Annotated in this window: 14 protein-coding genes and 1 tRNA gene; 7 read left to right on the plus strand and 8 right to left on the minus strand. The window is 61.5% G+C overall.

Annotated features, from left to right (window positions below):
- Positions 1–309 precede the first annotated feature (309 nt).
- Positions 310–386, minus strand: a tRNA-Arg gene (locus FHT75_RS25915).
- Between the two features lie 54 nt (positions 387–440).
- Positions 441–1,604, minus strand: a complete 1,164-nt coding sequence (locus tag FHT75_RS25920; RefSeq protein WP_028756454.1) for a M20 aminoacylase family protein — start codon at positions 1,602–1,604, stop codon at positions 441–443.
- Between the two features lie 171 nt (positions 1,605–1,775).
- Between FHT75_RS25920 and FHT75_RS25925 the strand changes: the two genes are divergently transcribed.
- Positions 1,776–2,909, plus strand: a complete 1,134-nt coding sequence (locus tag FHT75_RS25925; RefSeq protein ID WP_028756453.1) for a D-alanyl-D-alanine carboxypeptidase family protein — start codon at positions 1,776–1,778, stop codon at positions 2,907–2,909.
- An 18-nt stretch (positions 2,910–2,927) separates the two neighbouring features.
- Positions 2,928–4,109, plus strand: coding sequence for a CobW family GTP-binding protein (locus FHT75_RS25930; protein WP_063476281.1), 1,182 nt, complete (start codon positions 2,928–2,930; stop codon positions 4,107–4,109).
- 47 nt (positions 4,110–4,156) lie between these two features.
- Here FHT75_RS25930 and FHT75_RS25935 read toward each other — a convergent pair whose 3' ends face one another.
- From FHT75_RS25935 to FHT75_RS25955, 5 genes are all read right to left on the minus strand, one after another.
- Positions 4,157–4,381, minus strand: coding sequence for a sulfurtransferase TusA family protein (locus FHT75_RS25935; RefSeq protein WP_183845238.1), 225 nt, complete (start codon positions 4,379–4,381; stop codon positions 4,157–4,159).
- A gap of 5 nt (positions 4,382–4,386) precedes the next feature.
- Complete coding sequence (locus FHT75_RS25940) at positions 4,387–5,634, minus strand: murein L,D-transpeptidase family protein (RefSeq protein ID WP_097596288.1); 1,248 nt, start codon at positions 5,632–5,634, stop codon at positions 4,387–4,389.
- Positions 5,635–5,831: 197 nt separating this feature from the next.
- Positions 5,832–6,785 (minus strand): acetyl-CoA carboxylase carboxyltransferase subunit alpha, encoded by a 954-nt coding sequence (locus tag FHT75_RS25945; RefSeq protein ID WP_028756449.1) that lies wholly within the window; start codon positions 6,783–6,785, stop codon positions 5,832–5,834.
- Positions 6,786–6,847: 62 nt separating this feature from the next.
- On the minus strand, positions 6,848–7,801 hold the full coding sequence (gene xerD / locus FHT75_RS25950; protein WP_127431854.1) for a site-specific tyrosine recombinase XerD: 954 nt from the start codon (positions 7,799–7,801) through the stop codon (positions 6,848–6,850).
- Between the two features lie 5 nt (positions 7,802–7,806).
- On the minus strand, positions 7,807–7,983 hold the full coding sequence (locus FHT75_RS25955; protein ID WP_012759201.1) for a hypothetical protein: 177 nt from the start codon (positions 7,981–7,983) through the stop codon (positions 7,807–7,809).
- 148 nt (positions 7,984–8,131) lie between these two features.
- Here FHT75_RS25955 and FHT75_RS25960 point away from each other — a divergent pair, with 148 nt between their 5' ends.
- The 3 genes from FHT75_RS25960 to FHT75_RS25970 are packed head-to-tail and all read left to right on the plus strand — an operon-like array spanning position 8,132 to position 11,159.
- The gene (locus FHT75_RS25960) at positions 8,132–8,722 is read left to right on the plus strand and encodes a shikimate kinase (protein WP_028756446.1); all 591 of its coding nucleotides are present in this window, start codon (positions 8,132–8,134) and stop codon (positions 8,720–8,722) included.
- Positions 8,719–9,849, plus strand: coding sequence for a 3-dehydroquinate synthase (aroB, locus tag FHT75_RS25965; RefSeq protein ID WP_183845239.1), 1,131 nt, complete (start codon positions 8,719–8,721; stop codon positions 9,847–9,849). Before FHT75_RS25960 ends, aroB begins: the two co-directional genes overlap by 4 nt.
- On the plus strand, positions 9,849–11,159 hold the full coding sequence (locus FHT75_RS25970; RefSeq protein ID WP_028756444.1) for an HlyC/CorC family transporter: 1,311 nt from the start codon (positions 9,849–9,851) through the stop codon (positions 11,157–11,159). Before aroB ends, FHT75_RS25970 begins: the two co-directional genes overlap by 1 nt.
- Before the next feature lie 96 nt (positions 11,160–11,255).
- On the opposite strand, the gene FHT75_RS25975 is transcribed toward FHT75_RS25970, so the two are convergent.
- Positions 11,256–11,540, minus strand: coding sequence for a BolA family protein (locus FHT75_RS25975; protein ID WP_028756443.1), 285 nt, complete (start codon positions 11,538–11,540; stop codon positions 11,256–11,258).
- A gap of 102 nt (positions 11,541–11,642) precedes the next feature.
- Between FHT75_RS25975 and FHT75_RS25980 the strand changes: the two genes are divergently transcribed.
- Positions 11,643–12,263: a J domain-containing protein gene (locus tag FHT75_RS25980; protein ID WP_028756442.1), complete on the plus strand. Its 621-nt coding sequence runs from the start codon at positions 11,643–11,645 to the stop codon at positions 12,261–12,263.
- 309 nt (positions 12,264–12,572) lie between these two features.
- Positions 12,573–13,565, plus strand: a complete 993-nt coding sequence (cobS, locus tag FHT75_RS25985; RefSeq protein ID WP_047615895.1) for a cobaltochelatase subunit CobS — start codon at positions 12,573–12,575, stop codon at positions 13,563–13,565.
- The last annotated feature ends 12 nt before the right edge of the window (positions 13,566–13,577 follow it).

Genomic DNA, 13,577 nt, shown 5'->3' on the forward strand with positions numbered 1-13,577 from the left:
TTCGTTGATCGTCCTGATCCAGCGGTTCTAGCCGGAGTGTTTTTTCGATGGGGCAGTCTGTAATGAGACGCGATCGTGCATTTTGAGCTGACTGACCGTAGATCGACGCCGATGTTGAAAAACTAGCCAGTTGAACGAATCCAATCGATCGCCAATTTCTGCATCCGAAGAGTTCGGTCGTGCGGCCTCAACGCGACACTTGGCCTGGCTATTACCGATCAAAGGCCGGTTTCTCATGACATCATTATTGCGTTCTTGCATGTCCGCAGGAACGTGCGTTCTTTCAAGGGAGATAAGCACCTGATTGACTGGTGATCCCGGCGCGATTCGAACGCGCGACCCCCAGATTAGGAATCTGGTGCTCTATCCTGCTGAGCTACGGGACCACTTGCACGCCATGCATACAAAAGGCTTGGCGGGAAGCCAAGCCTTAATTGTTGCTAGGCGCCGAGGCGTTGTTCGGCGAGGCGGACCCAATAGGAGATGCCGTGGGCGATGGCTTCGTCGTTGAAGTCGTAGGCCGGGTTGTGGAGGCCGGCGCTGTCGCCATTGCCGATGAAGATGAAGGCGCCGGGGCGGGCGTTCAGCATATAGGAGAAATCCTCGCCGCCCATCATCGGATCGATCTCGGCGTTGACATTGCCTTCACCGGCGATGGCACTGGCGGTGGCGACCGCATGCTCGGTCTCGTCGGGATGATTGACAGTAACCGGATAATTGCGGTGGAAGCTGATGTCGGCCTCGGCGCCGTGGGCTGCGACCAGGCCCTCGACGATCTGCCGGAACCGTGTCTCGGCGAGTGTGCGCACCTCGGGGTCGAGGGTGCGGACCGTCCCGGCGAAGGTGGCATCGTTCGGAATGACGTTATGGGCAAAACCGGCGTTGAACTTGGTCACCGAGACGACCACCGAGCGCAGCGGATCGGCGCTGCGTGAGGCGATCATCTGCAGGTTGGCGACGATCTGGGCGCCGATGGCGATCGGGTCGATCGTCCGGTGCGGCTGGGCGGCGTGGCCGCCGCGGCCCTTGATGGTGACGGTGAATTCGTCGGTCGCCGCCATGATCGCGCCCTTGCGGATGGCGAACTGGCCGACCGGCAGGCCCGGCAGATTGTGCATGCCATAGACCTCCTCAATCGCGAAGCGCTCCATCATGCCGTCCTTGACCATCAGATTGCCGCCGCCGCCGCCTTCTTCGGCGGGCTGAAAGATGACGGCGACATTACCGTTGAAGTTGCGGGTCTCGGCCAGGTATTTCGCAGCGCCGAGCAGCATGGCGGTGTGGCCGTCATGGCCGCAGGCATGCATCTTGCCCGGCGTCTTCGAGGCCCAGGGTTTTCCGGTGATCTCGGTCAGCGGCAAGGCGTCCATGTCGGCGCGCAGGCCGACCGTGCGGCGGCCTTCACCCTTGCCCTTGATCAGGCCGACGACGCCGGTGCGGCCGATGCCGGTGACGATCTCGTCGACGCCGAATTCCTTGAGCTTTTCGGCGACGAAGGCGGCCGTGTTTTCCACCGCGAAGAGGAGTTCGGGCCGGGCGTGGATGTGGCGGCGCCATTCGGCGACTTCGTCCTGCAACTCCGCGGCTCTGTTCAAAATCGGCATATTCGCGTTCCTGTTATGAAATCCCGACAATCTTTCACCGCATCACAACGGTGTGAAGCTGGGGTGTGAGGCTTTTGGAAATTACTTAGTCAATGACCTTTGCCATGTCATAGCCATATAGGCTAAATAGGGGAAGGTTTCGAGATTTTCCTGATATCCGAAGGACGAACTGTGTCGACGAGCCACTTCCGTTTGTTTGCAGCGCTGCGACCGTTGAGCTTCATCGTCGCTGCGACAACTAGTTTTCTTGCCTTCGTTCCGCTTGCCCAGGCCAATCCGCATATTCTCGTCGACGTGCAGACCGGCCGCGTGCTCGAGCATGAAGAAGCCTTCCGCAAGTGGTATCCGGCCTCGTTGACCAAGCTGATGACCGTCTATACCGTGTTCGACGCGATCCGTGCCGGTCAGATCAGCCTCGATACGCCGATCGTCATGAGCAAGCGCGCCGCCGCGCAGCCGGCTGCCAAGATGTATTTCAAGCCGGGCCAGAAGCTGACGCTCGACAGCGCGCTGAAGATCCTGATGGTGAAATCGGCCAACGACATCGCCGTCGCGGTCGCGGAAGCCATCGGCGGTACGCAGGAAGGCTTCGTGACGCGGATGAACGGCGAGGCGCTGAAGCTCGGCATGACGGATTCGCATTTCGTCAATCCGAACGGCCTGCCCGGCAAGGGCCAATATACGACGGCGCGCGACCTCGCGGTGCTGACCGTGGCGTTGCGCCGCGATTTTCCGCAATATGCCGGTTATTTCTCGCTGGAGGGCTTCACCACCGGCCAGCAGAATGTACCGAGCCTCAACATGCTGATCGGCCGCTTCGCCGGCGCCGATGGCATGAAGACCGGCTTCATCTGCGCCTCGGGCTTCAACCAGATCGGTTCGGCGACGCGTAACGGCCGCACTCTCGTCTCCGTCGTGCTCGGCACCGACAGTCTTGCGGCGCGCGCCGATGCGACGGCGAACCTTTTGCAGAAGGGATTCACCGCGCAGTTTCCCGGCAATGACACGCTGGGTTCGCTGCGGCCCTACGGCCCGGGACAGGATCAGGTAACCGACATCACAGCCGATATCTGCAGCGCCAAGGGCGCCAAGGTGCGCAGCGAAACGCGCGACGAGGTCGGCCGGATGAGGGTGCAGTCGCCCTATATCCTGGAAATGGACCACGATCCGCGATTCGTCTTCGCCGGCCTCATTCCGGGCCAGGACCCTCAGCCGGCCGCGCAGCCGGAAAAGATGGCGCGGGGCGATACCGCAAGCGCGATCGCCAACGTGCCGGTGCCGATGCCGCGCCCGACATCCTTTTAAGCTTCAAGGTAAAATGACATGAGCGCGCTCAACGACAGGATTCCGGTCACCATCCTGACCGGCTTTCTCGGCGCCGGCAAATCGACGCTGCTCAACCGTATCCTCAAAGACCCGGTGATGAAGGATGCGGCCGTCATCATCAACGAATTCGGCGATGTCGGTATCGACCATCTCCTGGTCGAAAGCTCCGGCGATTCGATCATCGAACTGTCCGATGGCTGCCTGTGCTGCACCGTGCGCGGCGAGCTGGTGGATACGCTGGCGAACCTGATGGATGCCGTGCAGACGGGCCGCGTCAAGCCGGTGAAACGCGTCGTCATCGAGACGACGGGCCTTGCCGATCCCGCACCCGTCATGCAGGCGATCATGGGAAATCCGGTCATCGCTACAAATTTCGAACTCGATGGCGTCGTCACCGTCGTGGATGCCGTGAATGGCCCGCAGACGCTCGACAATCATGAGGAAGCGCGCAAGCAGGCAGCGGTCGCCGACCGGCTGATCGTCTCGAAAAAGGCGATGGCCGAGGCAACCGCCGGGCTGGAAAAGCGCCTGCGGGCGCTCAATCCTCGGGCGGCGATGATGGATGCCGACAGTGCCGAGGCGGGCAGTGCCGCAGTGCTGGTGAACGGGCTTTACGATCCGGCGACGAAGATCGCCGATGTCGGCCGCTGGCTGCAGGACGAGGATGCGCATGAGGCGCATCATCATCACAATCACGATGACAATCGTGATCGCGATCAGGATCATGATGGCGATCACCATGGGCACCACCACCATCATCATCACGGGCATGCGGATCAGGACCCGCACGACGTCAATCGTCACGATGCCTCGATCCGCTCTTTCTCGATCATCGAGGAGAAGCCGATCGATCCGATGGCGCTCGACATGTTCATCGATCTCCTGCGTTCGGCCCATGGCGAGAAGCTTTTGAGGATGAAGGCGATCGTGTCGGTCTCCGACCGGCCGGATCGGCCGCTGGTGCTGCATGGGGTGCAGAGCATCTTCCATCCGCCGGTGCGGCTGCCTGCCTGGCCGGGAGAAGACCGGCGCACGCGCATGGTGCTGATCACCCGGGATCTGCCGGAAGCCTTCGTGAAGGACCTCTTCGACGCCTTCCTCGGCAAGCCGCGCATCGACATGCCCGACCGCGCGGCGCTGTCCGACAATCCGCTCGCTATCCCCGGCATGCGAATTTAGAGCATGTCGCGAAAAACTCGGCAGCGGTGTTGCGATAACGACGCGTTTTAGCGCTTGCGGATCAGGAAGCGATGGCCGGTTTCGGTTTTTTCGGTCTCGACCAGCTCGTGGCCGTCCTCATTGCAGAAATGCGGCATGTCGATCACAGCCAGCGGATCTGTCGTGTCGACGCGAATGAGTGCACCGCTTGCCATGGCGGCAAGCTTCTTGCGTGTCTTGATCACGGGGAATGGGCATTTCAGGCCGCGAAGATCGTAGAGAACGGGGTTCAAGCCGTTCAGTTCCTCGCCCAGAATTTCCAGAACGGCTTCTTTGCCGCGGCGTCTGCCGTTTCTTGCGGTTCGGGCGCGGTAAAGGCCAACGGATTCTGCATCGGCACCGGCACGACCGCCGGTGTGGCGGCAGCGACGGCCGTTTCCTGCGGCTGGGCGGAGATTGCCTGCGGCCCGGCAGGCGCTGCCGGCGTGGCGCCCGGCGCGCTCTTGGCGGCAAGGCCCTGCGCGGTGCGCTTGGCCATCAGGTCTTCGAGTTCGGCCACCTTGACCATGCGGCCGGCTTCCAGCGAGGTGCCGGTCGGGGCGTAAGCGAGTTCGCGGCCCTTACGCAGCTTGGCGACCACGGCCTTGCGCTCGGCTTCCGTGGGATCGTACCAGGCCATGCCGTCATATTTGCTCATCGCCTTGGCATAGTCGGCATCATAGGTCTTGCCGTAGGAGGCAAGGGCCGCCGTCAGCGCCGGCGGTGTCGACATAGCAGGGCACTTGCCGGCGGCATTGAAGGCGCTGCCGTCGGTTGCCTGCTGATTGAAGACGTATTTCTTCTCGCAGACGTTCACCTCAGGCGGGCGCTTGGTGACTTCGAAATTGTCGTAGCCGACCTTCAGCATCTTCCAGAAGTCGTAATTGCTGTCGAGGCGATGCTTGACCATGTTTTCCGCGGTCATGCGGAAGGGGAAGGCCTGCAGTTGCACCGTTGCCTGGCCGCCCTTGAAGGCGTCGCGGGCGAAGGCGTAGATCTCCAGCACCTGCTGGTCGGTCATCGAATAGCAGCCGGAGGACGAGCAGGCGCCGTGGATCATCAGATCGGAGCCGCTGCGGCCGTTCGCCGCGTCGTAGCGGTTCGGGAAGCCGGTGTTGATCGCCAGATAATATTTCGAATTGGGGTTCAGGTTGGCGCGCGTCAGCTCGTAGAAACCTTCCGGCGCCTGCCGGTCGCCGGTCTTTACCTTCGGGCCGAGACGGCCGGACCAGGCGCAGATCTTGTAATCGGCGACCTTGTCGAAACGGTTGTCGGTCTTCGCCTTCCAGATCTCCATGGCACCTTCTTCCTTGAAGATGCGGATCATGATCGGCGAATTGCGGTCCATGCCCTTGGCGGCCATGGCGGTGAGGATATGTGGGGGAAGCGGCTGCTCCACCTTGTTCTTGACCTTGGAAAGATCGACCTGCGCGGTTTCCAACGCGTCATTGCAGCCGGACAGAGCCAGCGCCATGAGGGAAATATAGGCAAAATGACGTATGCGCATCCAAACTAGCCCATAAAGATAGTGCGATCCGGTCCCGCCTATGGAGTCCGGGCATTGGAAGGAATCATAGGCGGCTTATACTTTATAAATCCCTACCAGCCTATGACTTGCCACGAACATCCCCGCAAGCGCGAAAGTTACAGATAACATCAATGTGGCCAAGATTTGGCCCCAATCGGTGAAGAGCCGAAGTTGAGTTAGAGATTGCGGCCCATGGCGAGGAATTTCTGGCGACGATCGTTGCGCAACTGCTCGCCGGAGCGCGACGCCATTTCGGCCAGAGCATTGGCGATCACATCGCCGGTCGCGGCAATGACGCTGTCGGGATCACGATGCGCGCCGCCGAGCGGCTCGGAAATGATGCCGTCGATGACGCCGAGCGATTTCAGGTCTTCGGCGGTGATCTTCATGTTGGTCGCCGCTTCCCGGGCGCGGGTGGAATCGCGCCAGAGGATCGAGGCGGCGCCTTCCGGCGAGATGACGCTGTAGATCGAATGCTCGAGCATATAGACGCGGTTGCCGGTGGCGATGGCAATCGCGCCGCCCGAGCCGCCTTCGCCGATGACGACGGAAACGAGCGGAACCTTGACGCCGAGGCACATTTCCGTCGAGCGGGCGATCGCCTCGGCCTGGCCGCGTTCTTCGGCGCCGACGCCGGGATAGGCGCCTGCCGTATCCACCAGCGAAATCACCGGCAGGCCGAAACGATCGGCCATTTCAAGGATGCGGATCGCCTTGCGGTAGCCTTCCGGACGGGGGCTGCCGAAATTGTGCTTGATGCGGCTCTTGGTGTCGTTGCCCTTTTCCTGGCCGATGACGGCGACCGGCTGGCCGCGGAAACGGGCAAGGCCCGCCTGGATCGCGGCATCTTCGGAAAACTTGCGGTCGCCGGCAAGCGGTGTGAATTCCTGGAACAGCGTCTTGGCATAATCGACGAAATGCGGGCGCTGCGGATGGCGGGCAACCTGTGTCTTCTGCCAGGCGTTGAGCTTGGAGTAGATTTCGACGATCGCCTCACGGACGCGAACCTCCAGCCTGCCGATTTCATCGGTGGTGTCGATGCTCTCGTCTTCCGTTGCGAGCTTCTTCAGCTCGATGATCTTGCCTTCGAGGTCGGAGATCGGCTTTTCGAAGTCGAGATAATTGTGCATGAGGTGCGTTTCCGTTCCTTGTGCCCGGGGCGTTTTCCTGGCTCCGCCCCATGTCGCCGGTCCTATTCGTGCTTTTTCGCCTGTTTGGCAAGGGGGTGATGCGTCTGGACGAGCTGCTGCAGCCTCTCTTCCAGGACATGTGTGTAGATCTGCGTAGTCGAAATGTCCGAATGGCCGAGCAGTTCCTGCACGACGCGCAGATCGGCGCCGTTGGCCAGCAGGTGGCTGGCAAAGGCGTGGCGCATGACATGCGGCGAGATCAGCGACGGCGTCAGGCCGGCGCGGATCGCCAGGTTCTTGAGGTCGCGGGCGAAAACCTGGCGCGGCAGGTATCCCTCCTTCGAGGCGGCGGGAAACAGCCAGGCGCTTTCCTGCGGCTCGTTTGCCGCGGCGTTTTCGGTCGCCAGCAGGCGTCCATAGGATTTCAAGGCTGTGATTGCCGATTGCGACAGTGGCACCAGCCGCTCCTTGTTGCCCTTGCCGCGGATCATCAGGAACCGGCCTTCCTGATCGAGCACGCGGGCAGGAAGCGAAACGAGTTCGCTGACGCGCATGCCGGTGGCATAGAGAAGCTCCAGCAGCGCCAGCATGCGCAGGCGCTGCAGCTGGCCCGGAGCCGGATCTTCCGCCTCGGTCTCAGCTTGGGAAAGCAGCCTGCCGACCTCCTCGACGCCCATCGTCTTAGGCAGCGGACGGCCTTTCTTCGGCGCGTCGAGAATGCCGGTGGGGTCGTCGGTCCTCAGGCCCTCGGCATAGAGGAACTTGTAGAATTGCCGCATGGCGGCAAGCCGGCGCGCCTGGGAAGAGGGTTTGAAGCCCTTTTGGGCGAGCGAGGAGAGATAGGCGGCGAGATCGGCGGAGGCGGCTTCGGTCAGCCGCACGCTGCGGCCGTTCAGGAAGGAGCTGACGTCATCGAGGTCGCGCTCATAGGATTGCAGCGTATTGGCGGCGGCACCCCGCTCGGCGCTCATCATCTCCAGGAAGGATTCCACGTGGACGCGGCCGAAATCCACCATGTCGGTCACTTCCTGGTCGTGTCGATGGCGCCCGTGGCGGGCGGATTGACCCGCTCGGACGGAATGCGGATCGTCACGTCGCGCTGCTGCGGCTCCACGAAGGTCACAAGCGCCAGCATCGCTCCGTAGACCGTCCCGGCGAGGATCGCGCAGACGAACAGGAAACGGAACAGGGTCGGCATCCGGCAACTCCTTCATGCTCTGCTTCTGTTATAGGAAGCCTGTCTGCAAGTGCAAGAAGCGGTATTCAAGCCATGATTCCCTTGTCCGCGACTTGACGCTCCATCTGCATTTGTCGATACCGTTTGCAAACAAAGTGTGAATGGACCGATGAGTGAACCACTGCTGACCGTTGCTGACAGCCTGAAAGACAGAGCTCGCGCCGCGCTCGGTTCACGTAATCTGATCCTTGTCGGGCTGATGGGCGCTGGCAAATCCGCCGTCGGGCGCATCGTCGCCAGCCAGCTGGCCATTCCCTTCGTCGACAGCGACCTCGAGATCGAGCGTGTGTCGCGGATGACGATCCCCGAACTTTTCGCCGCCTATGGCGAGGAAGAGTTCCGGGCGCTGGAAACGCGGGTGATGAAGCGGCTGCTGAAAAGCGGGCCGCGTGTCGTCTCTACCGGCGGCGGCGCCTTCATCAACGAGCGGACGCGCAAACATATCAAGAAGGGCGGCCTATCGGTCTGGCTGAAGGCGGATCTCGACGTGTTGTGGGAGCGGGTCAACAAACGCGACACGCGGCCGCTGCTGAAGACCGAAAATCCCAAGCAGACGCTCGAAAACCTGATGAACGCGCGTTATCCGATCTACGCGCAGGCAGATATCACCGTGCTTTCGCGCGACGTGCGCAAGGAAATCATGGCCGACGAGGTGCTGAAGGCCATGATCGAAGCTCAGAAGGAAAGTGCAGCGTCATGAATGCGATACCCTCCGCCTCCACGATCCGAACGGTGCATGTGCCGCTCGGCGAGCGCGCCTACGACATCCTGATCGGGCCGGGGCTGATTGCACGGGCAGGCGCCGAGATCGCCTCTCGCCTCAAGGGCCGCAAGGCGGCTGTCGTCACTGACGAAAATGTCGCTCCGCTCTATCTCGAGGCTCTCGTCGCAAGCCTGAATCAAGCGGGCATCGTGTCGGCTGAGGTCGTCCTGCCAGCGGGCGAGAAGACCAAGAGCTTCGAACATCTCATCACGGCCTGCGACAAGGTGCTGGAGGCTCGCGTCGAACGTAATGATTGCGTCATCGCGCTCGGCGGAGGCGTCATCGGCGATCTCTCGGGATTTGCCGCCGGCATCGTCCGGCGCGGCGTGCGTTTCGTCCAGGTGCCGACCTCGCTGCTGTCGCAGGTCGATTCCTCGGTCGGCGGCAAGACCGGCATCAATTCCCGCCATGGCAAAAATCTGATCGGGGTCTTCCACCAGCCGGATCTGGTGCTGGCCGATACCGATGTGCTGGATACGCTGAGCGAGCGCGAATTCCGCGCAGGTTACGCCGAAGTGGCGAAATACGGGCTGATCGACAAGCCGGATTTCTTCGCCTGGCTGGAAGCGAACTGGACGTCGGTTTTTACAGGCGGCCCCGCGCGTATCGAGGCGATTGCCAAGAGCTGCCAGGCGAAGGCCGATGTCGTCGTTGCCGACGAGCGCGAGAACGGTCAACGGGCGCTGCTCAATCTCGGCCATACTTTCGGCCATGCGCTCGAAGCGGCGACCGCCTATGACAGCTCGCGCCTCGTGCACGGCGAGGGTGTTTCGATCGGCATGGTGCTGGCGCACGAATTCTCCGCACGCATGAACCTTGCAAGCCCGGACGACGCCCGGCGCGTCGAACGGCATCTGAAGGAGGTCGGCTTGCCGACCCGCATGTCCGATATTCCGGGCGACCTGCCGCCGGCGGAATCGCTGATGGATGCGATTGCGCAGGACAAGAAAGTCAAAAGCGGCAAGCTCACCTTCATCCTGACACGGGGCATCGGCCAGTCCTTCGTCGCCGACGATGTTCCGGCGTCCGAAGTGATCAGCTTTCTCCGGGAAAAGCATCCCTGATGTCGGTCGAAGGCGCTCTGGCATTTCTCGCGACATATTGGCCGGAGATCCTTTCGATCACGGCGCTCGTGCTCATGTCCGCCTTCTTTTCCGGCTCGGAGACCGCGCTGACCGCCGTTTCGCGCAGCCGTATCCATACGCTTGAAGTCAATGGCGACGAACGCGCCGGCCTTGTCCGGCAGCTGATCGAGCGGCGCGACCGGCTGATCGGGGCGCTGCTCATCGGCAACAATCTCGCCAACATCCTGTCATCCTCGATCGCCACCAGCCTCTTTCTCGGGCTGTTCGGCAGTTCCGGCGTGGCGCTGGCGACGCTGGCGATGACCGTTATCCTGGTCATCTTCGCCGAAGTGCTGCCGAAGAGCTGGGCGATTTCGACGCCCGACCGCTTCGCACTCGCCATCGCTATCCCGGCCAGGCTCTTCGTCATCGTCGTCGGCCCGGCTTCCTCCTTCGTCAATGCGATCGTTCGCCGGATTCTTTCGCTGTTCGGTATCAATCTGTCACGAGAGACCTCGATGCTGACGGCCCATGAGGAACTGCGCGGCGCCGTCGACCTGTTGCACCGCGAGGGATCGGTGGTGAAGGCCGACCGTGACCGCCTCGGTGGCGTGCTCGATCTCAGCGAGCTCGAACTGTCCGACATCATGGTCCACCGCACGGCGATGCGGGCGATCAATGCCGACGATCCGCCGGAAGCGGTGGTGCGCGCCATTCTCGAAAGCCCCTATACGCGCATGCCGTTGTGGCGCGGCACGATCGACAACATCATCGGTGTCGTGCACGCCAAGGATCTGCTGCGGGCGCTTGCCGAGCCGAATATGGAGCCGCAGAACCTCGATATCGTGAAAATCGCGCAGAAGCCGTGGTTCGTGCCCGACAGCACCAACCTCGAGGATCAGCTCAACGCTTTCCTGCGCCGCAAGCAGCATTTCGCCGTCGTCGTCGACGAATATGGCGAGGTGCAGGGCATCGTCACGCTGGAGGATATTCTCGAGGAAATCGTCGGCGACATTTCCGATGAGCACGATATCGAAATACAGGGCGTGCGTCAGGAGGCCGACGGTTCCGTCGTCGTCGACGGCGGCGTACCGATTCGCGACTTGAACCGCGCGCTCGACTGGAACCTGCCCGACGAGGAGGCAACGACGATCGCCGGCCTCGTCATCCACGAATCGATGACCATCCCGGAAGAGCGCCAGGCCTTCACCTTTCATGGCAAGCGTTTCATCGTCATGAAGCGGGAGAAGAACCGCATCACCAAGCTGCGTATCCGCCCGGCCGGGGAAGACGGCGCAAAGCCAGCCTGATCCATTCAAATTGCTACAGTATCCCTTGCGCATCTGAAAAGATGCGCGGCGCTGTAGGATTGCCGGCCGCCAATGCCTATATAAGCTTTGCTGCCGCTACCAGCGGGTCGGTTCGTCAGGTGCTGCCGGTTCTACGGCCAGCGCGTGCAGTCCGGCATCCAGCTCCGGTTTCAACAGGTCGGTGATTGCCCGGTGGCGCGCCAGCCGCGACATGCCGGTAAATTTGGCCGAAACGATTCTCACCCGCATATGGGTTTCGCCGGTGCCCGTGATATCAGGCTGATGGCCGGCATGCAGATGGCTTTCGTCGATGACGCTCAGGCGTTCGGGCGCGAAGGCTTCGACTAGTTTTTCTTCAATGCGGGTTCGCAGGGTCATCATCCGGTCTTGCAGCTTCGCGAAAAGGGTTCCCACCAAGCCAGTAACATTCCCATTTGTCAATTCTTGTTGTCGCTTCGCGGCAGGACCATAATTAGCGCCGTCATGAGACTTGATTCCAAATATTTCGATCGCATCCGAACACGCCGCAAACGGGAGCCGGAGCCAGAGCAGGCACCGCCTACCTGTCAGTGGGACGGCTGCGACAAGAAAGGCACGCATCGCGCTCCTGTCGGACGCAATGCGGAAGGCCAGTTCTTTTTGTTCTGCTTCGAGCACGTCAAGGACTACAACAAAGGCTACAATTATTTCTCCGGTCTTTCCGACGGTGAGATCGCGCGATATCAGAAAGAGGCGATCACCGGCCACCGGCCGACATGGACCGTCGGCGTCAACAAGGCGGCGAAGGACAGTCCGCTGCATTCGGAGGTCCGCTCCGGCGCCTATACCCGTGTTCGCGATCCCTTTGGCTTCGTCAAGGAAGGCGGCGGCAAGGGCAGCGGACCGCGTTTTCCCCAGGCCCGCAAACTGAAATCGCTGGAAAGCAAAGCCTTCGAAACGATGGGCCTCGACGCCAATGCGACGTCGGCGGAGATCAAGAGCCGCTACAAGGAACTGGTCAAGAAACACCATCCGGATGCCAATGGCGGCGACCGCGGCTCGGAGGAGCGTTTCCGCGCCGTCATCCAGGCCTATCAATTGTTGAAGCAGAACGGTTTTTGTTAATTCCCATCCTTGCTCTTGGGCTTCAATCGGGTATGGTCCAAATCGGCTGAGGCCGCAGGCAAACGCGGCTCATATTTGTGCGTTTTCCCGACATCGCCTCCGCCGACCTTCCGGACGCGGCGTTTCTTGTCCGGGACTCTTTCAAGAATGCTCGCACGCGGTCATCATCCCGCCGAGGTTTCGTTTCAGTCCCGGAGAAGTATCGCCGACGTTCCGACCTGGACGGGCGTGGAATAAAATCGCGGCGTCCGGGTTGCGACATGGCCTGAGACAGTATGGCCGGGTGGCATCACCCGCCTTGGAGACATGATGAGCAAGATCGACCTGGATATATCAGAACTGCCCGATACCACCGTTTCGGTCCGCGAGGCCTACGGTATCGATTCCGACATCCGCGTTCCCGCCTACAGCAAGGGCGACGCCTATGTGCCGGACCTCGACCCCGACTACCTGTTCGACCGCGACACGACGCTCGCCATTCTCGCAGGCTTCGCGCATAACCGCCGCGTGATGATCTCCGGCTATCACGGCACGGGCAAGTCCTCGCATATCGAGCAGGTGGCGGCGCGCCTCAACTGGCCCTGCGTGCGCATCAATCTCGACAGCCATGTCAGCCGTATCGATCTCGTCGGCAAGGATGCGATCGTCGTCAAGGACGGGCTGCAGGTCACCGAATTCAAGGACGGCATCCTGCCCTGGGCCTATCAGCACAATGTCGCACTCGTCTTCGACGAATATGATGCCGGCCGTCCCGACGTGATGTTCGTCATCCAGCGCGTGCTCGAATCCTCCGGCCGCCTGACGCTGCTCGACCAGAGCCGCGTCATTCGGCCGCACCCTGCCTTCCGCCTGTTTGCGACGGCGAACACGATCGGCCTTGGCGACACGACCGGCCTCTATCACGGCACGCAGCAGATCAACCAGGCGCAGATGGACCGCTGGTCGATCGTGACGACGCTGAACTACCTGCCGCATGATCACGAAGTGAATATCGTTGCGGCCAAGGTGAAGAGCTTCGGCAAGGACAAGAACGGCCGCGAGACGGTTTCGAAGATGGTTCGGGTTGCCGATCTGACGCGCGCCGCCTTCATGAACGGCGATCTCTCCACCGTCATGAGCCCGCGCACGGTCATCACCTGGGCTGAAAACGCCGAGATCTTCGGCGATCTCGCCTTCGCCTTCCGCGTCACCTTCCTCAACAAGTGCGACGAGCTGGAGCGGCCGCTGGTCGCCGAGCACTATCAGCGCGCCTTCGGCGTCGAGCTGAAGGAAAGTGCCGCCAATATCGTTCTCGGAGCTTGAGATCGACCGATC

The organism is Rhizobium sp. BK112 (genome assembly GCF_014193215.1).
Lineage (GTDB): Bacteria > Pseudomonadota > Alphaproteobacteria > Rhizobiales > Rhizobiaceae > Rhizobium > Rhizobium anhuiense.

Bases quoted from the DNA above. Each gene is read 5' to 3' on its own strand.
- FHT75_RS25930 (WP_063476281.1), top strand. From the start codon at position 2,928: ATGAGCGCGCTCAACGACAGGATTCCGGTCACCATCCTGACCGGCTTT.
- cobS (WP_047615895.1), top strand. From the start codon at position 12,573: ATGAGCAAGATCGACCTGGATATATCAGAACTGCCCGATACCACCGTT.
- FHT75_RS25975 (WP_028756443.1), bottom strand. From the start codon at position 11,540: ATGATGACCCTGCGAACCCGCATTGAAGAAAAACTAGTCGAAGCCTTC.
- FHT75_RS25970 (WP_028756444.1), top strand. From the start codon at position 9,849: ATGTCGGTCGAAGGCGCTCTGGCATTTCTCGCGACATATTGGCCGGAG.
- FHT75_RS25945 (WP_028756449.1), bottom strand. From the start codon at position 6,785: ATGCACAATTATCTCGACTTCGAAAAGCCGATCTCCGACCTCGAAGGC.
- xerD (WP_127431854.1), bottom strand. From the start codon at position 7,801: ATGGTGGATTTCGGCCGCGTCCACGTGGAATCCTTCCTGGAGATGATG.
- aroB (WP_183845239.1), top strand. From the start codon at position 8,719: ATGAATGCGATACCCTCCGCCTCCACGATCCGAACGGTGCATGTGCCG.
- FHT75_RS25920 (WP_028756454.1), bottom strand. From the start codon at position 1,604: ATGCCGATTTTGAACAGAGCCGCGGAGTTGCAGGACGAAGTCGCCGAA.
- FHT75_RS25960 (WP_028756446.1), top strand. From the start codon at position 8,132: ATGAGTGAACCACTGCTGACCGTTGCTGACAGCCTGAAAGACAGAGCT.
- FHT75_RS25940 (WP_097596288.1), bottom strand. From the start codon at position 5,634: ATGCGCATACGTCATTTTGCCTATATTTCCCTCATGGCGCTGGCTCTG.
- FHT75_RS25955 (WP_012759201.1), bottom strand. From the start codon at position 7,983: ATGCCGACCCTGTTCCGTTTCCTGTTCGTCTGCGCGATCCTCGCCGGG.
- FHT75_RS25980 (WP_028756442.1), top strand. From the start codon at position 11,643: ATGAGACTTGATTCCAAATATTTCGATCGCATCCGAACACGCCGCAAA.